Genomic DNA, 23,558 nt, shown 5'->3' on the forward strand with positions numbered 1-23,558 from the left:
TTGGTATGGCATCATACAGAGACGACTGGTCTACTATATTAACAGCAGTGGAGATGGAGAAGGGTATGCGTATCATTCTGATGACACTCGCCGGACTGGCGGTGGTATCTCCGGGCATGGCACAAATGCCGCCGGCAGCCGTTCGGGCTGTGCCTGCAACGATGCAGACCGTGGAACCGCATCATCGTTTTACGGGAAGTTTAAAAGCCGTCGCACGCGGTGCCGTAGCAGCACTGGAAGATGGCCGTGTGCTTGAAGTCACGGTCCGCGAAGGAGCGACGGTCGAAAAAGATGACGTGATTGCCCGCATCGATGCTCGCCGACTGGAAGCCCAGAAGGGTGAACTCGAGGCCGCATTTGGTACAGCCGAAGCGTTGATCGCTCAGCGTGAAGCGGAACTTCGTCAGGCTAACTTGGACATGGACCGCTCGGCATCGCTGATACGCAACAACGCAATTTCCAAACAGCAGCACGAACGAAGCGAAACCGAGCTGACGATTGCCCAAGCCAAGCTGTCGACCGATCGACGTCGGCTCGATGAACTTCGCCGCAAGTTGGACCTGGTTCAAGTCCGTCTCGACGATACCGAAGTTCGAGCGCCTTACAACGGCCAGGTGATTATGCGGCATACTGAACCGGGCGAGTGGATTCGGGCTGGCGAGCCCTTCGTGACGCTGGTCTCAACCGGCCAGGTCGAAGCGTGGCTGGAAGTTCCTGAACGATACGCAGGCACCGTCTCGCAGCACGCACAGCAGGTACCGGTTCACATTGTGGGTACCGATCGTAAGTTTGTTTCCGCATCGGCCAAACGTGTGCACGAAGTTCATCCACGGACGCGCATGTTTCAGTATGTGCTGACCCTCGATGCCCAGGATGCGATTCTCGCCCCCGGTATGTCGGTGGAAGCCTGGCTGCCGACCGGTCCGGCTCAGCCATCGTTGACGGTGCCTAAGGATGCCATCATTCGCTCGGCAGGGATGGCTTATGTCTTTAAAGCGGTCGAAAGCGAGGGGCAGGCAACGGCCGTTCGGACATCGGTTTCCGTGAAGTTTGAAACGGGCAGCATGGCCGTCGTCGAGTCACCTCAGCTTGCCGACGGCGACTTGGTGGTCGTCGAAGGGAACGAGCGGCTGTTCCCTGGTACTCCGATCGCCGTTTCCCAGGAGCCTCCGATGAATGCCACCACGGCAGTCAATATGCCGACCAAGCCTCGCTAACTGACGGCTGCCATGGGAGTGAGCCTGGCAGCTTCCTGATGCAAGAAGTGCACGTAAGCAAAATACCTTAGGACTTCGATATGAACTTCATCCAACTTGCGGTCAGGCAGCCTATTACGGTCGCGGTGGGGGTGATCCTCAGCATCATGGCCGGCGTTCTCGCTTTCACGCGAATGCCCATTCGTATGACGCCCGAGGTTGAGTCGGTCGTTGTTTCCGTGATGACCTACTGGGAAAACGCGTCGGCCCAGGAAATCGAATCCGATGTGATCGAAGAGCAGGAACAACGGCTCGGAGATCTATCCGGGCTGGTTTCCATGACCAGTATCAGCCAACCAGGCTCAGGTCAGATCCGTCTTGAATTCATGACCGGCACGAACATCGACGATGCCATGTCAGAAGTCGATCAGAAACTGTCGGAAGTCTCGGGCTATCCGGCCGAAGTCGATCAACCTCAGGTCGAAGACTTCGATCCCGAATCGGTCGACTATATCTCTTGGATCGGGCTGGCATCGACTGACCCGAACTTCGACGCGACCACGCTGTACGACTTCATGGAGCGGCGGCTGCGTCCGCGATTCGAACGCATCCCCGGCGTTTCTCAGGTGGGGATTCGAGGTGCCCGGGAAAAGGAAGTTCAAATACGTGTCGATCCGGTGGCCTTGGCTCAGCGGGGGATCACGTACCAGGAACTGGTCAACGCGCTGCAGTACAACAACGGCAACTTCTCTGGAGGCAAGCTACCCGAAGGCAAGAGCGATATTCGCGTGCGAAGCGTCGGTCGGTTCCGCGATGCTCAGTGGGTTGAAAGCCTGGTGATTCGCCGCGAGCAATCCGGCCCCATTTATCTGCGTGATGTGGCGACGGTACAAGAGGCCCACAAGGAAATGACCGAATGGGTCCGGGCACGCGGGCAGACGATGCCGTTTTTTAATTTCATGCTCGAGAGCGGCGGCAACCTACTGGAAACGATGGAGGGCATTAAGCAGGAAGTCGACGAGCTGAATCAGCCTGGGGGCGTGTTAGAGCAAGAGGCTAAACGGCTGGGCGTGAACGGCACCTTCGAGTTGGTGCAAACCTACGATTCAACGACTTATGTGGTCGATGCCATTGCTCTGGTCGAAGGCAATATCCTGATGGGGAGCATGCTTGCCGTTTTGACGTTACTGCTGTTTCTGCGATCGCTTCGCACGATTGGGATCATTGCGATTGCAATTCCGATTTCGACCGTGATTGCAGTGGTGGTGATGGTGGCGATGGGGCGCTCGATGAATATCATCTCGCTCGCTGGGATGGCATTCGCGGTGGGAATGGTGGTCGATAACGCGATCGTCGTGATTGAGAATATCTTCCGCCATATCGAAATGGGTAAGTCGGCAACCAAAGCAGCGGTCGACGGGACAAAGGAAGTTTCCGGAGCTGTTCTCGCTTCGACGCTAACGACCCTGGTGGTCTTTTTTCCGATCCTCTTGATTGAAGAACAAGCGGGGCAGCTCTTCCGCGACATTGCGTTGGCGATCATGGCGGCGGTGGGGGTGAGTTTTGTTGTTTCTACGACGGTGATTCCTTCAGCTGCCGGGCAGTGGCTCAAAGCAAAGTCGATCCAACAGCATGCTCATGAGTCGGCAGTAATGAAAAACCCCAACGCCAAACCGAAGACATTCCGGGCACGTGTGTGGGAATTCTTCACGACCATTACTAATGTACCGGCGATGGTGGGCAGCACCGTGTTCGCGATGATTGGCAATTGGACCACGCGTTTGCTGGTGATCACAGGGTTTGGGGTGGCAACGATTGTGGGAATTTGGTTTCTGATTCCACCGCTCGATTATCTACCGACCGGTAATCGAAATATCGTGCTGGGAATGTTACTTCCTCCTCCTGGATACAATGTGGATCAATTGTCGGAAATCGGTGCCCGGATGGAGTCTAAGATTAAGCCAGCCTGGGAAGCCGCCGGCGATAAATTCGGAGCCGAAGCAGTGCTTCGCGGCCACGAGTGGGACGGCGAGGACCATCGCGAACTTGTGCCGATGATGGGTTCGGACGAGATGGTGATGCCACCTCCGCTGGATCATTACTTTCTGGTTGCCTGGGATGGTCGCGTGTTTCAAGTGGCGATCTCGAAGGATAAGGAAAAGGTCGTTGACGCACTGCCGCTCTTTGGGGCAGCGGCCGGCGGAGATCAGGCTCCGGGGGTGATCAACTTCGCGTTTCAGCTGCCGCTGTTCCGAACCGGCGGAACCACCGGTTCAGCGATCAAAATCGACTTGGTTGGGGACGATTTGGATCGTGTGAGCGGAGCCGCAGGGGCATTGCTGGGAACGCTTATGGAAAAGTACGGCCCGTATAGCGTTACACCGGAACCCGCTAACTTCGCCTTGCCGACGCCGGAGATTCGGATCACGCCGAACGACGAACGTCTGCAAGATGTGAACATGACCCGGCGTGATATCGGCCTAGCTGTGGCGGCGAGTGGGGATGGGATCTTGCTGCCACGAGCGTTTGATGTTGGTGGCGAACTGAAGGACCTGAAGATCGTCAACATCGAGGCACTGCAAAGCGATCCTACCAACGCGATGTTCAATTCACCCATTGCCACGCCCAGTGGTGCTGTTGTCGACCTGGAAAGCCTGGCGACGCCTGAACGTGTCGAGGCCGCCGATCAAATCAAACACGTCGACCGACAGCGAGCGGTAACGCTTCAGTTCACTCCACCGCAAGGGTTGCCACTGCAAGAGGCCATCAACGAAGTGGAAGCAACCGTTGCTGAACTTCGCGAAGCTGGGGCCATCGCCCCCGACGTCGAGATGCAGTTAGCCGGTTCTGCCGGGCAGCTTTCTCAGATTCGTCAAGCGTTGATGGGAGACGGCACGATCGTGGGGACGTTGTTTAGTTCGCTCTTTTTAGCCCTGGTGATTGTCTATCTGCTGATGGTGGTGTTGTTCCAAAGTTGGGCGTATCCGTTGGTGATTATGGTGAGCGTGCCGCTCGCGTTGTTGGGGGGATTCGCCGGGCTGGCGGTGGTGCACCAGTGGAGCGTGGCCGATCGCTATATGCCCATCCAGAATATGGACGTGCTTACGATCCTGGGTTTCGTGATTTTGGCAGGTGTGGTGGTGAACAATGCCATCCTAATCGTCTACCAAACGATCAACTTCCTGCAAGGTCGAAGCGAAGAGGGGGACGATGTGAGCGGCCTGTCCCCACGTGAGGCAATCGCCAAGAGTGTTGAGAGCCGCGTACGTCCGATTTTGATGAGCACGCTGACTTCGGTCGGCGGGATGCTGCCGTTGGTGCTGATGCCTGGTTCAGGCAGTGAATTGTATCGTGGTCTCGGAGCAGTCGTCGTCGGTGGACTTGTCGTATCGACCGTGTTCACCATGTTTCTCGTGCCGGTGCTTCTGAGTGTCTTGTTCGACATTTGGAAGCCGCAGCAAGTCGAGATGGACGTGTAGCATCTCGGCTTTCGGTTAGTCGTAGTCTTGCTCGGGCTCGGCCCAGGCCGTTGCTTCACCGTGGGGATCGATCTCGATGTGGATTACATGCGGTCGACAGCACACTGGGCAATCTTCTACAAACTGTTGCTCGCTGCCCTGGGATGGGTCGAGTGGGATGACGATGTCTTCACCGCATGCGTTGCAAATGTAATTTATTTCCGTTTGCATCATGGCCGGACTCCTTTTAGTTACAGGCCGTTGATCAACCGACGCCGCTTTGCTCCACAACGCTTGTGCTTCCTGCGTCGTGCATGTCGACCCTGGACCAAGCTCAGTATTTATCGCTAAGGTTTGCGGTAGGGCCTGACTCTCTCTATTCTAAGGAAAGTCCTCCCTGCGATGCGACACAGAAAGTTGGTCAATCCTGGAATACTAGATCAGGCCAGATTGCTCGTCGCATTCCATTTCCTCATCATGTCGTTGCCCCGGGAAATCCTCTATGTCTGAATTTAATCCCCTCAATCGTCGGTTATTCTTGAAGTCTACGGTGGCATCCGCTGCCATCGCGGCGTCGGCGGATGCCCTCGACACAAAAATTGTGGTGCATTCCGTCTATCAGGCCACAGGACTTCGGATCGGAGAAGTCACGCCGACGAGTGCGATTGTCTGGACACGCCTGACTAAGAACTCGGAGCGTAACAACGATGGGGTTGTTTTCACGAAACGGGGCAAGTCGAAAGAGGCCCTGAAGACTCCGGCCGAAGAAATCGAAGGTGCTTGCCCCGGTCAGCCAGGTAAGATTCGCTTGCTTTACGCGATCTCACCTAAGGAAGAAGTGGTGCTGGAGACCGAGTGGGTGAATGTCGATGAAGAATCGGACTTCATTCATCAGTTTCATTTGAAGGATTTGAAGCCTGGCACGCCTTACAGCGTTATTTGCCAGACATCGGTCGAAGGGGAAGTGCATGAGGGGGCGAGGGTGGGCAAGTTTCGCACGGCCCCTCGTCCCGATGAGGTGAAGCCGGTTCAGTTTTGCGTGATGACCTGCCAGGGGTACCCGGACCGTGACCATCCCGACGGGCATCCGATCTATCCTGCCATGACGGCGAAGAATCCCGATTTCATTTCATTGACCGGTGATCTGATTTATTACGACAACGATGCCCCCAGTGCGATGACCGTCGATTTGGCTCGCTTGCATTGGCAGCGAATGTTTAGTTTACCGCGATTGGTCGATACGCTCAGTCTGACTTCGGCGTATTGGCTGAAGGACGATCACGACACGCTTGATAACGATTCGTGGCCGGGGCAGAAGTACGGTGAAGTGACCTTTGAAGAAGGCCAGAAAATCTTTCGACAACAGGCCCCGCTGGGAAGTGATTCGTATCGAACATTTCGTTGGGGGAAAGATCTTCAGATTTGGTTGACCGACGGTCGTGACTTTCGCTCTCCGAATAAGATGCCTGATGGGCCTGAGAAAACCATCTGGGGAGCCGAGCAGAAAGCCTGGTTCAAGCGTACGGTCAAAGAGAGCGACGCCGCTTGGAAGATTCTGATCAGTCCCACTCCGCTAGTTGGACCGGATCGCAAGGGTAAGAACGATAACCATGCCAACGAAGGGTTCGCCCACGAAGGCAACGAGATTCGACAATGGTTAAAGCAAAACGTGCCTGAGAATTTCTTTGTCGTCTGCGGCGATCGTCACTGGCAATACTATTCGGTCGACCCGGAAACGGGGGTAAACGAGATCAGCGTTGGAGCGGCCAGCAATTCACATGCAGGGGGAACGCCAGGGAGAAACCCCAAGATCCATCGCTTCCACAAAGTGCAAGGCGGGTTCCTGAATGTCGTGGTCGACGCAAAGCCGGACGAATCAGAGATCACCTTTCAACTGTGCGATGTCGACGGAAACGTAGCGTTCGAGCAGCGGTTTCAACAGTCGCGTGCCTAGTTAAGGTGACGAGCCGTCGTGTGAATGGTAATTTAAACGCGGTTGTGGTGTACCTCATTCCACGCCTGGTGGCGACTATCTATTGACGGAACCTTCGATGGAACTCTTTGCGGTTGAGATACGAACGCCCCAGTGGCAGCCGATGATCTTGTGGTATACGTCGGCTTTGAATATGAAGGCTGCCGTTCGCAGCGTTGAAGATGGGTATGCCCTTTTGGCCGGTCGAGGCTGGCGGCTTTCGCTTTTAGAATTGCAGGAAGACGAACCACGCGATCGCTCGGCCATCAGCCTGGCCTTGGAGGTCGAGAACCTGTCGGCTGTCCGAGAACGCATCGAGTCCTTATTAATGGAACCCTCGGCGCCGATCGAGACGAGCGACGAAGGCTTCCTGCAGTGGACCACCACCGATCCTGATGGTAATCGGATTAAGCTGTTTCAATTTGTCGCCGTCGATTAACGGCCAGGGCCTAGCGGCGCGACCGTTTGTAGCGAATGTTGCAGCCAATCGCGACGGTCTCTTGAACGTCCGGCACTTTACCGGCCAAGGTTGCTTCGACCGCTTGGTTGACGTAATTGATGGTCGCTTTCGAGGCGTTCGTGTCGTTGTCCAACGCTCCCATGTAGACGACCTTTCGTTGACCGTCGATGACAAAAAACTCAGGGGTCCGGGTTGCTCCCCAGGCTTTTCCCAGTTCCTGCTTCTCGTCCTTGAGGTATGGGAACGTGAACTTGAGGGCCTGGGCTTTTTCTTTCATGGCGTCTAAGGAATCTTCGTCGATCAGGTTGGAGTTCACCGCGATCATTGCTACCCGGTCGTCGCCGTCCCACTTCTTGGCAAGCTTTTTAATGCGGTCTTCGTAGTCCACTGCGTAGGGACACGTGTTGCAAGTGAAGACAATGACGACGGCTTGCTTGTCCTTGAGATCTGACCAGCTATGCGTGTCTCCATCGATGCCGGGGAAGTCTTCCCATTGCTGGACAGCATCGCCGATCTCGAGAACCGGGTTATATTCGCCGGCTTGAAGGGTGCTAAGTGTGATGAAAACTGAAAAAAGTAGCGAAAAAACGCGGGTCATTTTCATTCTTTCGATTATTCGGCAGTCGATTGGAAAATAGGATCCGAATTCGTGAATCACATTTACCAGCATAGGTGACACCGTCGATCCAGGCAAAACGTGACATGATCGTGAGTATTCGACTTCATTTTGAGCCGTTGTAAGGTACGATTTGGGCAGCGCTTCAAGGTGATTCCACCCAGGCCTGCGCCAAGTTGCCCCAGGGCAAGCATTTTGAACGCATGTCGCTCAAGTAAATTCAGCCGGTCCCGCGTTTGGCCAAAGTCTTTTCTACCAAGGAATTTTACTCCATGTCCACCTGCGTGAAACTTACCGGATGCATGATTCTGTTAGGAGCCTACTGCACGGCCCCAATTTCTGCTCAATCACCCCCTCGGCCTCTCACTGCTTCCCAGACGCAAGAGGCCTCGGCATCGGAGGTTGATGCGTTGGGTTCTCATATCGCGATCAAGATGCTTTTGATGAACAAAGAAGCAATCGTGCTGGGGGAATTGGCCGAGAAGAAAGCTCAATCGGAAGACGTCAAGAAATATGCCCAGCAGATGGTCGCTAAGCACGGGAATTTAGAAGACAAGTTAGAGCCGATGATCGATTCCGATCACCTGGAAAAAATCGAGTCGATTGATACCGATATTCGCTATCCACGCGGAGAGCCAGGCACCCAGCAGGAACGCGCCGATGCCGAAACCATCCGCGACAATAAATGGGTCATCGATGGCGGTACCAAACCGATTCCGCCCCAAGACAACGCACCACTAAAAAAGCTAACAACAAAAGAGAAAAGCGAAGCTGAGGAAGACACCGATGTTGTTCATTATCAACTTGCTGCCGTGAAAGAACACATTAAGTCAGTAGTCGAGCGACTCGATCAACTACAGGGTAAACAGTTCGATGAAGCCTATCTCGATCAAACGATCCATGCCCATGCTTGGATGTTTGCTGAATTGGGAGCCATGAAGGTCTCCGATCAACCAAAGCTAGAACAACTGAGCCAGCAAGAAAAGAAGATGGCTCAGCAGCATCTAGCCGAAGCCCGACGACTACGAGATAAACTTCTGCGCAGCGGAAAGTGAAACTAACCCTGCAATAACGATTGGGCTCCGTCGACGTAAATCACACTGCCGGTCACGTGGCTGGCAGCTTTCGACGATAGAAATAGCACGACGTCGGCAACCTGGTCGGAGGTGCCTGGTCCCCCATCGGTGAGCGGGACTTTACCCTCAGGGAATTCCACCGGTTCCTCGACCTGGTCGAGATTGCGTTTGTTGGTGTTGTCGTCGATTTCTGTTTCAATCCAGCCGGGGCAGACGGCATTGACCCGCACTTTTTGCTCGGCGAACTCGAGGGCCAGCATCTTGGTAATCGCGATCAGAGCGGCTTTGGTAGCGGAGTAAGCCGTCGCACCGGTGTTGCTGAACATCCGCGTTCCGTTGACTGACGAGTTCACCACGATTGCCCCGCCCCGTTTCTTGAGGTGCGGGATGGCGGATTTAATACACTCGAATGTGCCATGCACATTGATGGAAAACGTTTTATGCCACTCTTCGGTGCTTAGCTCTTCCAGCGGTGCCCAGGTTCCGTTGACGCCAGCATTGCAGAACAGGACATCAATGCGTCCCCATTTCTCGACCAAACAATCTACTGCCACTTGAACTTGCTGTGGCTTGGTGACATCGGCTTGCAGCGGCATGACGAGACCGTCCTCCGCTTCGATCTTCTTAACGGTCTCTTCCGGCCAACTGCGGTTGAGGATCCCGACCCTGGCTCCTTGACGAGCAAACTGGATCGCAGCGGCCTGGCCAATGCCTGAACCGCCTCCGGTAACAAGAACGACTTGATCGTGGAACTGAGCATCCATGGGCTGGTTTCCTTTCGAGAAACGAGTGGGGGATGCCTAGCTGAAGAGCAAGTCGCATGCCGCTGGATAGCGTGTTACTTCTCTGGCGTTTGGTCCGCCTTTTCAAAGAACATCATGTGTTGCCATGGAAGGCCATCGAATTGCTTGGCCAGTTGAAATCCGTTGGCTTGATACTCGAGAATCATTTGCTTTTTGCTCATTTTGTGGAGCAATTTGATGGGGACGTTGGGGTCTTCCATCCGAAACTCTAGCAGCACGATCTTGCCGTCTGGTTTCAGCGATTGTCGCATACCGGCTAGCATCTCGACCGGGTGCGAGAACTCGTGATAGACATCGACGCAGAGGATCAGATCGACTTTCCCCACGGGAAGTTTCGGGCTGTTGAGTTCGCCGAGAATCAATTCGATGTTCTCAATCCCCTCTTCTTCCGCGCGGGCTTTCAAGAGGCGCAGCATCTCGGATTGAATATCGACGGCCAGGATTTTGCCGTTTTCGCCGACCATTTCGGCCAGCTTGAGACTATAAAAACCGTTGCCGCAACCCATGTCGCAGATGGTCATCCCGGGCTTCACGCCGAGGTTTTCCAGCATCTTCTGGCAGTCTTCTTCGCGTTGTCGGCTTTCGCGAATCAGCCAGGGCGCACCGTTGTAGTGCATCGTCTGGGCAATTTCGCGTCCCTGATAAATGGGACGTCCAGCGACCGATGTCACGCCTTCCTGGGCACTTGCGGACCAGGTTGCAGAAGAAAGAAGAACGAGAGAGAAAGCAGCAGTACGAAGCATAGGTTCCTGGCACCGCGGCCAGGCAGGTTACCTAGGCCGCTTCCGAAGAGGGATCAAATTCGGCGAGGCGATCCTCGCTTACCGCAAGAATCCTTAAACGATGGGTCTTTGCAAATTCTAACACGGCCGGTTCGTCTAAGAGAATTGTTTTTTCGGCCTCAAGGACCAGTGTACTTGCACCGGCATCCACCATGGTCTGCAGCGTACCGACCCCAATCGTGGGGACATCAAACCGCATGTCCTGCTTCGGCTTGGCCACCTTAACGACGGTGAAGCCACCCGCTTTGCAAAGACTGCCGGCCCGCTCGATGCAAGCATCGGTTCCCTCAATGGCTTCCAAGGCCAGCACTGCCTGATTTTTCACTGCGACGCTTTGCCCAACATCCAGACGTCCTAGTTCCTTGGCCATTTCCCAGCCGAACTGAATATCTCGCAGCAGTTTTCCCGTAGGCTGAGGGCCTGCGATGACACCAAAATTCACGAGCAACTCCGGAGCAAAATCAGTAGGAGGTAAGAAAGTAATACCGCTGGACTCGAATCTGTTGACGATTGCCAGCAGCAAGGTATCGTCCTTGCGATCTTTGGATCCCCATAACAGTTGTGGGGCGAACGTTTTAAAGCAGAACCAATCGGGACGGTGTTTCCACACTGCGCCACGATCGAACAGGTGGATCTTGTGGATTTTCCCTGCCATGGTCGCTTCCGCCGCTTGGTGCGTTTGGAAGTGACGTTTCACCTTGCCAAGCTGTCCTAGTCCGACCCAAATGGTCGCATCGCAAATTTCTTCCAAGACAGGGTCGGCATGATCTTTGACGGCAGCGCAGACAACTTGGCGGCCTGAACGTTGAATTGCTTCGGCCACCACGATCGGTAGATTTCCCCAACCGGCGAGTAGTCCGATCGGAGGCAATTTAGAGCTGTCCATAACGCGATTCTTACGACGCTTTGCGAATGACCGGTTCGGTGATCGCGGCGGCTTCCTTTTCCAGTTGTTCGATGCGTTTGACCAGAGACTTGATCGTCTTACGCATTTCCGGCAGCTTCTTGATGGCCATGTGTTCGCCCAAGATAACCTTGGCTGGCCCACCGGGAACGCCCAGGGTTTGCTGGCCGTTGGGAATATCGGAGCCGATACCAGCTTTCGCGCCGATCATCGCTCCGGTGCCGATATGAACGTGGTCGCGTACGCCAACCTGACCGGCCATGACGACGTAGTCTCCGGTCGTCGAACTGCCGGCAATCCCGACTTGCGAACAAATCAGGTTATGTTTACCGAGGCGACAGTTGTGACCAATCTGAACCGTATTGTCGATTTTGGTTCCTTCACCAATCAGCGTCGAACCGTAAGTACCACGGTCGACCATGGCCCCGGCACCGATTTCGACGTCCGATTCTAAAACGACATTCCCGAGTTGAGCGGAAAGGATGTGCTTGCCTGAGGAAGAGTCGTATCCAAAACCAAACGCCCCGAGTACGGCATTGGCATGGATAATACAACGGTCGCCAACTTCGGTGCGGTCGTATAGGACGGCTCCTGGAAAGATGACCACTTCCTCCCCAATTCGGCAACCAGCTTGAATGTGGACTCCACTGTGAATGACGGCGTTCTTACCGATCGCCACGCCATCGCAAATAACGGCGCCAGCTCCGATCGTAGCGGTGGGGTCGACGACGGCTGCCAGGGATACGATCGCGGAGCGATGAATGCCAGCCGACGCGGTTTGTTCCCACGGCTGAAAGAAGCGGATGATCTTGCCGAACGCTTCATGAACATTCGCCACGACAATGCCATCGATGTTCAGCTTTTCAGATTCTTCGCGGACCAACACCGCCGATGCCTGACAGTCTTCCATTAATAAGGCTGTCTGATCGGGCTTATCCATCAGGGTTATTTCGCCGGCAACCGCATCGCGGATGATATTGGCCCCGGTGATGACGCGATCGGGATCGCCAAAAACCTTGCCATCAACAAGTTCGGCCAGTTGTGCCAGCGTGGTGCCCATGAAGGAATCCTTTCCAATGCGGGTCGGGTCGATATAGATCGCCCTAATGTAGCTGGTTTCCCCCTCTCGAACCAACATCAATTGTCGACCGAATTAGGCGAGTCGCTAGCGGTCTAAAATTGCGACGATCGCATCACTTAACGTTAGATAGTTATTGGAGATATCGCCTTCACCAGGCCTTTGTGATCGGGTTAAGTAGAGGGTCTGCCACCCGAAAACTCGAGGGGCTTGCACATCATTTTTCCAATCGTCGCCGATCAATAAGATCTCGTGCGGTTCGCAGTCGAGAGATTCCGTGACCCGCTCGTAAAACGCCGTCGCTGGCTTTACCCAACCAACTTCCGAGGAAATAAAGAGGCTTAGATCGTAGGTGGGAAGGAGACACTCAACAATCGGTCGAAGACGCTGGTCGAAGTTCGATGCGAGTCCCAGGCGAAAGCCGGCATCGGCTAGTCGTGACAGGGCAGGGGAGACATCCTCGAATATCCGCCAGTTTTGTGCCTGACCAAAGTGGTCCCACAGATGCTGAAAGACAGCGTTCTGCTTCTCAGGTTCCGGTGAAAGAACGAACTGGACAATGGCTCGCCAGCGGGCCACTTCTGTTTCCTCGGTCGTACGTAGAGGGTCGTCGACTCCCTGCTTTGTTTGAAATGCGTGAACACTATACGTCGAGATAGCCTGACGAAACCGCCGGCGGATTGTCTCACGGTCGAGAGTAATGCCGTGAGATTGTGCGGTCGCCAGGTAGGCATCGGCCACCGCAGGGGATGGCTCGATGACCGTTCCGACCGCGTCCAAAAGAACCACCTTTGGACGCGGATCAATTCTCCGTTCTTCCGTCAGCGAATTAACCCCACGGGAAGAAGCGATTGATATCGAGGAAGATGACCGTCACCATCAGGGTTAACACCATGGCCAAGCCCAGATAGGTCAGACGTAGCATCCACTTCTCGTTCATCGCTTTGCCGCGGATCCCTTCGTACAGCAGGAACATCATGTGTCCCCCGTCGAGAACGGGAATGGGCAGGAAGTTCACCACGGCCAGGTTGGCGCTAATCAGCGTTAGGAACGTCAACAGGCGGGAAATACCTCGTGACGATTCGGCAGTGGCCACATAAAGGATCGTTCCGGGGCCACCCAATCCGCTGATTTGCATCTCTCCGGAGAAGATCTTCCGCAAGACGACGATGACTTGATTCATCCCTTCGCCCACTTCGCGAACGCCTAGATAAAGCGAATCGCCAATGCTAGTTGCGTATTGAATCTTCTCTTCGACTTCAAAGCGAAGGTAACGGCTTTGAAGCATTTCTGTCTTGGAGAGGGTGCTTGTGACGGAAACATTTTCTGGCGTGCCAGAGTCTTTTTTCTTCACCGTTAGCACCATCGCCGTATCGGGATGGGCAACTTGCAGCGTCCACTGAACGGCCTGCCAGGCGATTTCGTCGGTCTTGACTTTAACGTCCTTCACGCCGATCTTCATTTCGCCGTTCACTTCCTTGGCGGCATCATTCGTGCCTTGGAAGCCAACGATTAGGACCTCGTCCCCGGCAGCGAGACCAGCCTCGGCGGCCGAGCTTTCTGGGAGGACTTCGGCGATGGTCGTTGTCAGATTGAAGGTAAGCCCTAAGGTCTGCAGACCGATTTCGTAGCCGGGCATGTACTCAGAGGAGAAACCTTGCGGGACGACCGTTGCGATCGACTTGGTCTCTTCTTTGCCGTCTCGAAGGATCACGACATCAATCGTTTCACCGGCCCACTTGGTCTCACGGCTGGGTAGCGTATAGCCATCGCCTAGCGGCTCTCCATTGAGCGAGACTAGTTGGTCGCCAACCTTCAGGCCGGCCTTCTCTGCCGGAGATCCTGAGCGGATACCAAGGATGGGGCTGATCTCCATGACCAACCCGGTCTCGCGATAAGGCACGGTCGGAATTTCGACTTCAACGTCTTCGGTTGCTTCGCTTTCCTCGTCCACTTTTCGCTGAAGTTTCAGTTTCAGCGAATCGTACGGGTGATTGGCCACGTACTTTTGGTAGTCGAGAAAGTTTGCGATAGGCGCATCGTTGATACCGGTGAGATTATCGCCTGGCTTCAGTTTGTCGGCGACTTCACTACCAAAGATCATGCCCATCAGCTTGGGGGCGACAACCATTTTGGTCGTGTACATAGGGGCCACGCCGATGGTCGGGCGTTGGGCATCCTTGAAGGTGTTCTTAGGAACAATGTCGATGACTTCCTGCTTGCCGTCCGGGTGACGAACCACGAGCGGCATCGCTTTGTCGTCGCCGTTCATGATGATCTGCAGGGTCATGTCTTTATCGAAACGCAGGTCCTTACGAACGGTGCCTTCCGAGTTTAGGCCGACGATCTCGTCGCCCGGGCTGAGCCCGACTTCCCAGGCAGGCGACCCTGGCTGTACCCAACTGATTTCGGCCGGGATGTAGGGAACACCCATGTTGTAGGCGATGGCGGCAAAGATCACACCAAAGATCAAGTTAAAGACCACACCAGCGGAAATGATGGCCATTCGCTGAGGAACGCTTTTGGCGGTGTAGCTGCGTGGGTTAACGACTTCCTGCTTGTTGCCGGACTCGTCAACCGTTTCGACCATCGTCGAGGCTGTTTCGTCATCGGCGTTGTTGGGGTTATCGTCCTGCCCCAACATTTTCACGTAGCCACCCAGGGGGATCGTTCCGATGCCGTACTCGGTTTCGCCCCACTTTTTCTTCCAAAGAGCGGAAAAGGTCCACGGGCCGAGGGTAATCGGTACGTCGAAACCGACATAAAACTTATCGCAGCGCACGCCGCAAGCCTTGGCCACTAGGAAGTGTCCAAGCTCGTGCACGAAAATCACGATGCCCAAGCCAATGATGCCCTGCATGAAGGCCCAAATGCCGCCTAAGTATTGGAGCAGGCTTGGTCCTTCGCTTGCCGCAAACAGCAAGTGATCCACTTGATAGACTCCTCTCGGGCCCAAGCATCAAGCTCGAGCAACCGGGTTAATTCTGGGTTTGATTCAAACGGGTGTTCGTCCAATAGGTGGCGACATACCCGGTAAATGTCAACGAAACGAATTTTACCTTCTAAAAACTGCTGCACGGCCACTTCATTCGCGGCATTTAGCACTGCTCCACACGTCCCTCCGCGTTGGGCCACCTCTTTCCCTAGCTTAAGGGCGGGGAATCGCTCGTAATCTGGCGGCTCGAATTCGAGGGAAAACGCGGTTGTCAGGTCCAACTGCTTGGCAGGACACTCCGTTCGCTCGGGGTAGGTCATGGCCAGTTGAATAGGCATTCGCATATCCGGCGGGCTCATTTGGGCCACCATCGAGCCGTCCACGAATTCAACAATCGAATGAACGATCGACTGTGGGTGGACAACGACGTCAATCTGATCGACCGTCAAATCAAACAACCATTTGGCTTCAATCAGCTCGAGTGCCTTGTTCATCATGGTTGCCGAATCGACAGTGATCTTAGGGCCCATCTTCCAGGTAGGGTGGTCGAGCGCCTCGTCTACAGTTACCGCCGACAACTGCTGCTGGGTGAACTTTCGGAAAGGGCCGCCGGAAGCCGTGAGAATCACTTTACGAACATCAGCCGTACGACCTGCCATTAGGGCTTGGAATATCGCACTGTGTTCGCTGTCGACCGGTAGGATCTCGGCGCCAGATTGCTCGGCCAATTTGGTGGCTAAATGACCGGCAACGACCAAGGTTTCTTTGTTGGCGAGCGCCACACGCTTGCCGGCTTCGATGGCCGCGAAGGTCCCTTCCAGTCCGGCCCGTCCAACAATGGCTGAAACAATAATATCGGCTTCGCTATGGGCAGCCACTTCTTGGATGCCTGCCGTGCCAGTCAACAGCGTGGTGCAACTGGGAAGGTCCGACCAATTAAATGCTTCTGCAGCGGCTGCATCGCTAGCTACAACGAACTTTGGTTGGGTCTCGATGGCGGCCTTTAACAGGTCGTCGAGTCGCCCGTGAGCTGTCAGTGCAAAGGGAGTGAATGCCCCCTTACTGGCTCGAATGACATCCAGAGTGCTGCATCCGATGCTCCCGGTGGCTCCCAGGACGACGACGTTTTGGCTGGATTTCGAGGACGACGAGCTACGCATGGACCGCTTCTAAACAAGGGTGGCTTCTTAACTACGGATTGTTCCAGAATTTCCTCGTTCGCGAAAGATTACTGCGGAAAAGGATTTGTGGGGTCCTTAGAAGCGATTCCGGCTTCCTGGTATAACTGCCTTATTAATATAAATTTCCAGATGACCTATCCATAAACCCAAGCAGTTCACGACCTTTTGGCATGATTGTTACCATCGATGGCCCAGCTGGGGCAGGAAAAAGTAGCGTTTCCCGCCGCCTGGCAGATGAAATTGGATTCGAGTTTCTCGATACGGGGGCCATGTATCGGGCCATCGCTTTAAAGGGATTACGGGCCGAAGTTGATTGGGCCAATGTGGATCTTCTCGTTGAATACGCGAAATCGGCAACGATCGATCTATCGGGAAGAGCCGTAATTTTGGATGGGGAAGACGTATCGCACGCGATTCGGTCGCAACAGGTAACCGAAGTTACTCGCTACGCAGCGGGCAATATCGGGGTACGCGAGGAACTTGTCCGGCTGCAGCGAGAAATTGCCGCAGGAAAAGACATTGTCACCGAAGGTCGTGATCAAGGGACCCTCGTTTTTCCACAAGCCGAGTGCAAGATTTTTCTGACAGCTTCTCCCGAAGAACGGGCCCGCCGCCGCGTCGGCGATTTAGCTGCCCGAGGTGAATCGGCCGATTTTCAAGTGATTTTGCAGCGGCAAGCCAAGCGAGACGAAGAAGATATGCAGCGTGAGGTCGGTCCTCTTCTGAAAGCGGATGATGCGGTCGAGTTGATGACCGATGGCATGACGGAAGTCGAAGTCTTGCAGAAATTGGTAGGCATCGTGCAGCGGTACCAGCATGCGTGACGTCAAGAAGCGGCCGGCGCGGTCGTGGCCTCAAAAGGCCTTATATATCTTGCTACGCGTCACAGCGCGGATCTTCGCCGTGGGGTTTTATCGCGTTCGCGTCTTTGGCCGTGAAAACTGGCCCGCGGAAGGGGGGGCATTGGTTTGCTCGAATCATCAAGGCTTTTTAGACCCGGCGTTGGTAGGGCTTTGTTGCGATCGTCAACTGAACTTCTTGGCAAAGAAGTCTCTCTTTCGGTTTCCTTTGAAGACGTTCATGACGACGCTCAACGCGATTCCCGTGAACCGTGAAGGTACCGGACTCGATGGGCTAAAAGAAACACTCAAACGTCTGCGATCGGAAGAACTTGTGCTGATATTTCCTGAGGGAACTCGCAGCGAGACCGGTGAGATCGGCCAATTGAAGCCAGGTTTTATCGCGGTTGCCCGAAAGGGGAAGGTACCGATTGTTCCGGTGGTGTTCGACGGATCCTTTCAAGCGTGGCCGAAATGGCAATTATTACCCACTATTGGTGTGGTCCACGTAAAGATAAGCAACCCTATCAGTGCCTCAGAGATTTCCCAGATGTCTGACGACGAGTTGCTTTCATCACTTCAAGAGCGAATGCATACGATGTTTGATGAAGTTCATTACTCGCGAGCACGTTCAATGAACCCACGCGTCCACACCTCAGACAAGACGCAGTTTGCCTAAACCGACCTTTCTTTCGGTATTTTTCGGGAATCGCGGCATCCTACCCCACCATCTGTGGTTGATGGCAATTTGGGGATTTGATAGTTTTACGGGTTCTCGCTGAACCGATCGTTATAAAGGGTATATTGGTATGCCCTGCGCAAGTTCAATAGTCCCAGCATTTTTGCACTCGAATAGTCGCCTTGTGGGATCAGTCCCGCCGCCATTTTCCCTTATTTTGCGGCAGCTTTTATCTCCAGCGTCATCGAGCCCCGTGGTTCAAAAACTTTAAAGCATGGTCAATCGTAATCTCATTCGCAATCTCGAAAGTGACGACACTCTTCTAGCAGAAATTGATAGCTTGGCGTCCGGCACTGAGGACTCCTGGCTCGACTCGATCGAGTTGGAAGAATCGATCGAAATCAACAAAATCGTCGAGGGACGAATTCTTCGCATGGACGAAGAGTTTGTGCTCATCGACATCGGCGGCAAGAGCGAAGGTAGCGTTGCCCTCGACGAATGGGATGAAGACGAAGATCCGCCAGAAGTTGGGGCTGTTGTTCGTGTTCTCGTCGAAGACGTCGAAGATGAATTCGGCCGTACCGACGACCCGCACGGCATGGTTGCCCTGTCCAAGCGTAAGGCACGCAAGATCGACGACTGGGAACGGACGATGGAATCCATCGCCGAAGGTCAGGTCGTCAAAGGCGAAGTTACCCGCAAAATCAAGGGTGGTTTGCTCGTCGATATCGGCGTCAATGTGTTTCTGCCGGCCAGCCAAGTCGATATTCGCCGTCCGCACGACATTGCCGACTACATCGGCAAGGTGGTCGAGTGCGAAGTCCTTAAAATTGACGCTGAACGCCGCAACATCGTCGTCAGTCGCCGTTCGCTCATCGAACGTAAGCGTAAGAGCGATCGCGAATCGTTGCTCAAGGAACTGGAAGTCGGTCAAACCCGCAAGGGCGTCGTCAAGAACATCGCCGACTTCGGTGCGTTCGTCGACCTGGGCGGCATCGACGGTCTGCTTCACATCACCGATATGAGCTGGGGCCGAATTGGTCATCCGACCGAAATGGTCAACATCGACGACGAAATCGAAGTTCAGATCCTGAACATCGATCACGAACGCGAAAAGATCGCTCTCGGCTTGAAGCAATTGACCCCAAGTCCATGGGACGGTGTCGAAGAGAAGTACCCAGTTGGCGCTAAGGTCAAGGGTTCTGTCGTCAACGTCATGAGCTACGGTGCATTCGTCAAGCTCGAAGAAGGCATCGAAGGTCTGGTTCACATTTCCGAAATGTCGTGGACCAAGCGTATCAGCCACCCAAGCGAAATCGTCAACATCAACGACGAAATCGAAGTTGTGATCCTGGGCATCAACAAGGAGAAGCAAGAGATCTCCTTAGGTATGAAGCAAACCCAGTCCAATCCTTGGGAAAACATCAAGGACCGTTACCCGGTCGAATCGGTTGTCAAAGGCCGTGTTCGCAATCTCACCAACTACGGTGCGTTTGTCGAGCTCGAAGAAGGTATCGACGGTTTGCTGCACGTCTCGGACATGTCCTGGACTCGCAAGATCGGTCACCCGAGCGAAATGCTCGAAAAGGGCCAGGAAGTCGAGTGCAAGGTCCTCAGCATCGACGAAGAACGTCGTCGTATCGCACTGGGCCTGAAGCAGTTGGAATCGGATCCGTGGGCGACCACTATTCCCGAAAAATACCAGCCAAACCAGTTGGTTAAGGGTAAGGTCACCAAGATCACCAACTTTGGTGTCTTCGTCGGTCTAGAAGACGGGCTGGAAGGCTTGCTTCACATCAGCGAACTTTCGGACGATAAGGTAGAAAACCCCGAAAACGTCGTCAAAGTTGGCGAAGAGATCGAGGTCAAGATTCTGCGTGTCGATACGGAAGATCGTAAGATCGGCCTGTCTCGCAAGCGCGTCCAATGGGCGGAAGACGAAGCTCCTGAAGGTGCCGATGGTGGCGGCGATGGCCGAAGCGGTGCTCCATCCTCAAACGAGCTCAAGGGCGGTCTGGGTTCCAGCGGTCCAATGTTCTCGATGCCTTCGGAAGAAGAGGAAGCTGCTGCTGCTGAAAAAGCTGCCGAAGCAACTTCTGAGGAAACCTCTGAAGAGAGTTCCGAGGAAAGTAGCGAAGAAAGTGTTGAAGAGAGCAGCGAAGAGAAAAACTAACACGCTGCCTGCTTCAAATCGATCGAAATCCCAAAAGCCCCGAAGGAAACTTCGGGGCTTTTTTCGTAGTGTCTGCTGCGTGGGCAGAGTAAGTAGTGAATCCTTCTGTGGATGTGGAACCCACCTGTCTGCCACGGATTGGGGGTGATAACGCATAGCAGCGTTCGCACTGCGGACCCTATAACCGCGACTGTCTGCATAATCGGTTTTCGCCATGCTTCTCTTTCCAATCGCGTGGCCATTCTGTGTGCATCCCGCACAACCGGAGCTTCCCGCGCATTGCTGACCGTTTGGCTACGCATCAAAGAAAGTGATAGCACATGGACGATAGCAGTGATGTGACAGCGTGAAAGATTTCCCCCCGCCACGTATCGAAAGCATTGAAGCAACCATGGCCACGAAGACCAAACGGAGTGAAACGGAGTTCGACGATTTCGAATCCGTGCAAAGCCCACTCGAAACCTACTTACGTGAAATCAACGAGACTGCTCTCCTCTCTGCTAAGGAAGAGCGGGAACTTGCTACGGCCATCGGCAATGGAGACGTCGCCGCTCGAGATCGTATGGTCCGCGCGAATCTCAGGTTGGTCGTCAACATTGCCCGTGGTTACACTGGCAAAGGTTTGGGTCTGCAGGATCTCATCGAAGAAGGCAACCTCGGCCTCTTGCGTGCGGTCGAAGGGTTTGACCCGGCGATGGGAACTCGCTTCAGCACTTACGCCAGTTACTGGATCAAGCAGTCCATCAAACGGGCTTTGATCAACTGTGCTAAGACGATCCGCATCCCGGCTTACATGGTCGAACTTCTTTCGAAATGGCGTCGGGCAACCAATCGTCTGACCGAAGAACTTGGTCGCACGCCAACTCCTGAAGAAATCGCTCGTGTGCTCGGTTTGCAGAAGAAAAAACTGCCGATCATCAAGAAGGCGATCCGCATCTATAACAGCACTCCCCAGACCGATCAGGCAGACAACGGCTGGTCGTTGGGCGAGATGGTCACCGACGAGCGGCTTAAGAACCCGGAAGAGGAATTAGTCGAACACGACGACCTGAAGCACGTTCGCGAAATGCTGAAGACGATGGACGGCCGCGAGTCGACCGTCTTGAAGATGCGTTTCGGCCTGCATGGCGAAGAGCCGCACACGCTGAAAGAAATCGGCGAAAAGCTGGGCCTTACCCGTGAACGCGTCCGCCAGATTGAAACCGAAGCACTGAATCGTCTGGCCGAAGGGCTGCAAGATCCACGCGAACGCATGCTAGAAGGCCCGATCCGTCGCCGAACACGTCGATAGATCGAAGGAAGAGAAACAACCACGGATTACACGGATATTACGGATGGGATGCAGAGCCGTCCAAGACGGCTTCCCCTTATCCACGTAATCCGTGGTTAAAAGCTCTTCTTTGCGACAGCTGTGTGCTCTATGGCTAGTTTCCTTCTTCTGCCCATTCTTCCCGCGATGGCAGAATCCCCGTATATTCAGCACCTGAAGCGAAACGAATCTCAAGTGCTTTTTTAATAGCTGGAGAGAGCAGCATGTCGGAAATTGATCTCAAAGCATACATCCGCGATATCCCTGACTTCCCGAAGCCTGGGATCTTATTTCGCGATATTACGCCGCTGCTGGCCAATCCGCATGCGTTCAATGAAGCCATCGATCAGATGGCCGCTCATTGCGAAGGAAAAAAGATCGACGCGATCGTTGCTGCCGAAGCACGCGGATTTATTTTCGCCGCCCCATTAGCGCTGAAGCTCAACTGCGGGTTCGTTCCGGTTCGTAAGCCAGGGAAGCTTCCTTTCGACACCCATGCGTTTCACTACGAGCTGGAATACGGCAGCGACACGCTCGAAATTCATATCGACGGCGTGCAGCCAGGGCAAAACGTCTTGATGGTGGATGACCTCTTGGCGACCGGAGGCACGATGAAGGCCTGTTGCAACCTGGTCAAAAGATCGGAGCCACCGTTGCCGGCTGCTGTTTCCTGATTCATCTGAAAGCATTGGAAGGGGAACAGCGAATTGCCCCGTTCGAGTCGTTCAGTCTGATCGAGTACTAAGCGACTCCAGCATTGGTTGCCGCCGTTCGTAAAGCGGGCTCTACCAGGTTACCTGGCCAAACGAATTCCGGTGAACTGCCAGCGGGCTTCCGGCGGAAAGAAATTGCGGTAGGTCCTGCGGATGTGACTTCGGGAGGTGGCGCAAGATCCGCCTCGCAAGACATACTGCTGACACATGAACTTGCCGTTGTATTCGCCAATGGCACCTTCAGGCGGTTTGAAGCCGGGGTAGGGGGCGTAGGAACTGGTAGTCCACTCCCAGGCATCACCCAGCATCTGACGCAGACCTTCTGATTCCTGCGTCGGGGCAGGGTGGAAGTTGTGTGATTCCGCGAAATTCCCTTCGACGGGAACTAATCGGCTGGCCGTTTCCCACTCGAACTCAGTCGGCAATCGACTCCCTTGCCATCGCGCGAATGCGTCGGCCTCGAAGTAGCTGATATGAGTCACCGGGCTGGCCTCGTTCAAGGGGCGAAGACCGCTCAATGTGAACTCGTGCCACGTTTCGTTTTGACGGATCCAATAGAGCGGTGCATCCCATTGTTCGCTTTGGACGGTGTTCCAACCGAGGGAAAGCCACAGTTCGGGCCGTTGGTAGGCTCCGTCTTCCAGGAACTGGCGATACTCACTGTTGGTGACTAACCGTCCAGCAATTTCCAGTGCGGGGATCAAGGCCTCGTGATGCGGAGATTCGTTGTCGTAAGCGAAGTCCGCTGCTTCGTGGCCAATCTCAACGAGCCCGCCATCCACTTCGTGCCACGTTTGCGATGTTGTTTTACCGGTCGGTTGCTCGACATCGGTATCGTAAGCTGGGTAGAACGGATTCTGAGCTAACGCGTGCTTTAGATCGGTTAACATCAACTCTTGATGTTGTTGTTCGTGGTGAAGCCCTAACTCGACCAGTGGAGCGATTTGCATTGCTTCTTCCGGAGTAGCTTCCAGTAGAAGTTGCCCCATACGGTTGTCAATTTCCCGCCGGTAGATCATCACTTCGGCCACGGTCGGGCGGGTGAGTAGCCCGCGTTTGGATCGTGGGAACTGCTCACCGATGCCGTTGTAGTATGAGTTAAAGAGATACTCGTACATTGGGTCGAGAGGCTCGTAATCTTTGGCAAACGGCTTCAAGATAAACGTTTCAAAGAACCACGTGGTATGTGCTAGGTGCCAACGGATAGGACTGGCATCCGGCATCGACTGCACCACGAAGTCTTCAATCTCAAGTGGTTCACAAAGCCCGTCTGTAAATCCACGGATGGATTCGTACTTGGACAGCAAGAGAGCACATCGTGTCGAAAGGTCAGACGGAATAGTGGCCATTTAGGATTCCTCGAACTTAAGTGGCAGTCACACGA

Annotated in this window: 20 protein-coding genes; 10 read left to right on the plus strand and 10 right to left on the minus strand. The window is 54.4% G+C overall.

The features are described from left to right. Positions 1–65 precede the first annotated feature (65 nt). Positions 66–1,217, plus strand: a complete 1,152-nt coding sequence (locus tag HOV93_RS23205; protein ID WP_207398944.1) for an efflux RND transporter periplasmic adaptor subunit — start codon at positions 66–68, stop codon at positions 1,215–1,217. Between the two features lie 80 nt (positions 1,218–1,297). After that, complete coding sequence (locus tag HOV93_RS23210; RefSeq protein ID WP_207398945.1) at positions 1,298–4,675, plus strand: efflux RND transporter permease subunit; 3,378 nt, start codon at positions 1,298–1,300, stop codon at positions 4,673–4,675. 15 nt (positions 4,676–4,690) lie between these two features. Here the strand turns inward: HOV93_RS23210 and HOV93_RS23215 are convergent, their stop codons facing one another. Then, a complete protein-coding gene (locus tag HOV93_RS23215; RefSeq protein ID WP_235990855.1) occupies positions 4,691–4,888 on the minus strand; it encodes a CPXCG motif-containing cysteine-rich protein in 198 nt (65 codons plus the stop codon). Between the two features lie 268 nt (positions 4,889–5,156). On the opposite strand from HOV93_RS23215, the gene HOV93_RS23220 reads away from it, so the two are divergent. Both HOV93_RS23220 and HOV93_RS23225 read left to right on the plus strand, forming a co-directional pair. Continuing rightward, entirely contained in the window at positions 5,157–6,608 is a 1,452-nt protein-coding gene (locus HOV93_RS23220; protein WP_207398946.1) for an alkaline phosphatase D family protein, read from the plus strand. Positions 6,609–6,705: 97 nt separating this feature from the next. Continuing rightward, positions 6,706–7,065: a VOC family protein gene (locus HOV93_RS23225; protein ID WP_207398947.1), complete on the plus strand. Its 360-nt coding sequence runs from the start codon at positions 6,706–6,708 to the stop codon at positions 7,063–7,065. 10 nt (positions 7,066–7,075) lie between these two features. On the opposite strand, the gene HOV93_RS23230 is transcribed toward HOV93_RS23225, so the two are convergent. After that, a complete protein-coding gene (locus tag HOV93_RS23230) occupies positions 7,076–7,684 on the minus strand; it encodes a thioredoxin family protein (protein ID WP_207398948.1) in 609 nt (202 codons plus the stop codon). A 290-nt stretch (positions 7,685–7,974) separates the two neighbouring features. Here HOV93_RS23230 and HOV93_RS23235 point away from each other — a divergent pair, with 290 nt between their 5' ends. Continuing rightward, positions 7,975–8,757: a DUF4142 domain-containing protein gene (locus tag HOV93_RS23235; protein WP_207398949.1), complete on the plus strand. Its 783-nt coding sequence runs from the start codon at positions 7,975–7,977 to the stop codon at positions 8,755–8,757. Between the two features lie 2 nt (positions 8,758–8,759). Here HOV93_RS23235 and HOV93_RS23240 read toward each other — a convergent pair whose 3' ends face one another. The 7 genes from HOV93_RS23240 to dxr form a co-directional block, all read right to left on the minus strand. Beyond that, positions 8,760–9,542 carry an SDR family oxidoreductase gene (locus HOV93_RS23240; RefSeq protein ID WP_207398950.1) on the minus strand — a complete coding sequence of 261 codons (783 nt, stop codon included), beginning with the start codon at positions 9,540–9,542 and terminating at the stop codon, positions 8,760–8,762. 74 nt (positions 9,543–9,616) lie between these two features. Next, the gene (locus HOV93_RS23245; protein WP_207398951.1) at positions 9,617–10,324 is read right to left on the minus strand and encodes a class I SAM-dependent methyltransferase; all 708 of its coding nucleotides are present in this window, start codon (positions 10,322–10,324) and stop codon (positions 9,617–9,619) included. Positions 10,325–10,355: 31 nt separating this feature from the next. Further along, the gene (locus tag HOV93_RS23250; protein WP_207398952.1) at positions 10,356–11,249 is read right to left on the minus strand and encodes an LpxI family protein; all 894 of its coding nucleotides are present in this window, start codon (positions 11,247–11,249) and stop codon (positions 10,356–10,358) included. Positions 11,250–11,259: 10 nt separating this feature from the next. After that, positions 11,260–12,327 (minus strand): UDP-3-O-(3-hydroxymyristoyl)glucosamine N-acyltransferase, encoded by a 1,068-nt coding sequence (gene lpxD / locus HOV93_RS23255; protein WP_207398953.1) that lies wholly within the window; start codon positions 12,325–12,327, stop codon positions 11,260–11,262. Positions 12,328–12,432: 105 nt separating this feature from the next. Continuing rightward, a complete protein-coding gene (locus HOV93_RS23260) occupies positions 12,433–13,125 on the minus strand; it encodes an HAD-IA family hydrolase (RefSeq protein ID WP_207398954.1) in 693 nt (230 codons plus the stop codon). A 49-nt stretch (positions 13,126–13,174) separates the two neighbouring features. Next, positions 13,175–15,277 carry a site-2 protease family protein gene (locus HOV93_RS23265; protein WP_207398955.1) on the minus strand — a complete coding sequence of 701 codons (2,103 nt, stop codon included), beginning with the start codon at positions 15,275–15,277 and terminating at the stop codon, positions 13,175–13,177. Then, complete coding sequence (dxr, locus tag HOV93_RS23270; protein WP_207398956.1) at positions 15,223–16,440, minus strand: 1-deoxy-D-xylulose-5-phosphate reductoisomerase; 1,218 nt, start codon at positions 16,438–16,440, stop codon at positions 15,223–15,225. Before dxr ends, HOV93_RS23265 begins: the two co-directional genes overlap by 55 nt. Before the next feature lie 191 nt (positions 16,441–16,631). Here dxr and cmk point away from each other — a divergent pair, with 191 nt between their 5' ends. From cmk to HOV93_RS23295, 5 genes are all read left to right on the plus strand, one after another. After that, on the plus strand, positions 16,632–17,285 hold the full coding sequence (cmk, locus tag HOV93_RS23275; protein ID WP_207398957.1) for a (d)CMP kinase: 654 nt from the start codon (positions 16,632–16,634) through the stop codon (positions 17,283–17,285). Continuing rightward, positions 17,278–17,979 (plus strand): lysophospholipid acyltransferase family protein, encoded by a 702-nt coding sequence (locus HOV93_RS23280; RefSeq protein WP_207398958.1) that lies wholly within the window; start codon positions 17,278–17,280, stop codon positions 17,977–17,979. The genes cmk and HOV93_RS23280 overlap by 8 nt, the downstream gene beginning before the upstream one ends. A 274-nt stretch (positions 17,980–18,253) precedes the next feature. Beyond that, positions 18,254–20,152 carry a 30S ribosomal protein S1 gene (locus HOV93_RS23285; RefSeq protein ID WP_207398959.1) on the plus strand — a complete coding sequence of 633 codons (1,899 nt, stop codon included), beginning with the start codon at positions 18,254–18,256 and terminating at the stop codon, positions 20,150–20,152. Between the two features lie 391 nt (positions 20,153–20,543). After that, positions 20,544–21,443 (plus strand): sigma-70 family RNA polymerase sigma factor, encoded by a 900-nt coding sequence (locus HOV93_RS23290; protein WP_105349688.1) that lies wholly within the window; start codon positions 20,544–20,546, stop codon positions 21,441–21,443. 242 nt (positions 21,444–21,685) lie between these two features. Next, positions 21,686–22,135, plus strand: coding sequence for an adenine phosphoribosyltransferase (locus HOV93_RS23295; RefSeq protein ID WP_449243600.1), 450 nt, complete (start codon positions 21,686–21,688; stop codon positions 22,133–22,135). Between the two features lie 119 nt (positions 22,136–22,254). On the opposite strand, the gene egtB is transcribed toward HOV93_RS23295, so the two are convergent. Further along, complete coding sequence (gene egtB, locus HOV93_RS23300) at positions 22,255–23,523, minus strand: ergothioneine biosynthesis protein EgtB (protein WP_207398960.1); 1,269 nt, start codon at positions 23,521–23,523, stop codon at positions 22,255–22,257. Between the last annotated feature and the right edge of the window lie 35 nt (positions 23,524–23,558).

Origin of the sequence: Bremerella alba (assembly GCF_013618625.1) — a bacterium.
GTDB classification, from domain to species: Bacteria; Planctomycetota; Planctomycetia; order Pirellulales; family Pirellulaceae; genus Bremerella; species Bremerella alba.

What these genes read in the sequence shown, in the direction of transcription:
- dxr (WP_207398956.1), bottom strand. Translation starts at nt 16,440, where the DNA reads ATGCGTAGCTCGTCGTCCTCGAAATCCAGCCAAAACGTCGTCGTCCTG.
- egtB (WP_207398960.1), bottom strand. Translation starts at nt 23,523, where the DNA reads ATGGCCACTATTCCGTCTGACCTTTCGACACGATGTGCTCTCTTGCTG.
- HOV93_RS23290 (WP_105349688.1), top strand. Translation starts at nt 20,544, where the DNA reads ATGGCCACGAAGACCAAACGGAGTGAAACGGAGTTCGACGATTTCGAA.
- HOV93_RS23295 (WP_449243600.1), top strand. Translation starts at nt 21,686, where the DNA reads ATGTCGGAAATTGATCTCAAAGCATACATCCGCGATATCCCTGACTTC.
- lpxD (WP_207398953.1), bottom strand. Translation starts at nt 12,327, where the DNA reads ATGGGCACCACGCTGGCACAACTGGCCGAACTTGTTGATGGCAAGGTT.
- HOV93_RS23285 (WP_207398959.1), top strand. Translation starts at nt 18,254, where the DNA reads ATGGTCAATCGTAATCTCATTCGCAATCTCGAAAGTGACGACACTCTT.
- HOV93_RS23235 (WP_207398949.1), top strand. Translation starts at nt 7,975, where the DNA reads ATGTCCACCTGCGTGAAACTTACCGGATGCATGATTCTGTTAGGAGCC.
- HOV93_RS23225 (WP_207398947.1), top strand. Translation starts at nt 6,706, where the DNA reads ATGGAACTCTTTGCGGTTGAGATACGAACGCCCCAGTGGCAGCCGATG.
- HOV93_RS23230 (WP_207398948.1), bottom strand. Translation starts at nt 7,684, where the DNA reads ATGACCCGCGTTTTTTCGCTACTTTTTTCAGTTTTCATCACACTTAGC.
- cmk (WP_207398957.1), top strand. Translation starts at nt 16,632, where the DNA reads ATGATTGTTACCATCGATGGCCCAGCTGGGGCAGGAAAAAGTAGCGTT.
- HOV93_RS23240 (WP_207398950.1), bottom strand. Translation starts at nt 9,542, where the DNA reads ATGGATGCTCAGTTCCACGATCAAGTCGTTCTTGTTACCGGAGGCGGT.
- HOV93_RS23220 (WP_207398946.1), top strand. Translation starts at nt 5,157, where the DNA reads ATGTCTGAATTTAATCCCCTCAATCGTCGGTTATTCTTGAAGTCTACG.
- HOV93_RS23245 (WP_207398951.1), bottom strand. Translation starts at nt 10,324, where the DNA reads ATGCTTCGTACTGCTGCTTTCTCTCTCGTTCTTCTTTCTTCTGCAACC.
- HOV93_RS23210 (WP_207398945.1), top strand. Translation starts at nt 1,298, where the DNA reads ATGAACTTCATCCAACTTGCGGTCAGGCAGCCTATTACGGTCGCGGTG.
- HOV93_RS23250 (WP_207398952.1), bottom strand. Translation starts at nt 11,249, where the DNA reads ATGGACAGCTCTAAATTGCCTCCGATCGGACTACTCGCCGGTTGGGGA.
- HOV93_RS23215 (WP_235990855.1), bottom strand. Translation starts at nt 4,888, where the DNA reads ATGATGCAAACGGAAATAAATTACATTTGCAACGCATGCGGTGAAGAC.
- HOV93_RS23205 (WP_207398944.1), top strand. Translation starts at nt 66, where the DNA reads ATGCGTATCATTCTGATGACACTCGCCGGACTGGCGGTGGTATCTCCG.
- HOV93_RS23280 (WP_207398958.1), top strand. Translation starts at nt 17,278, where the DNA reads ATGCGTGACGTCAAGAAGCGGCCGGCGCGGTCGTGGCCTCAAAAGGCC.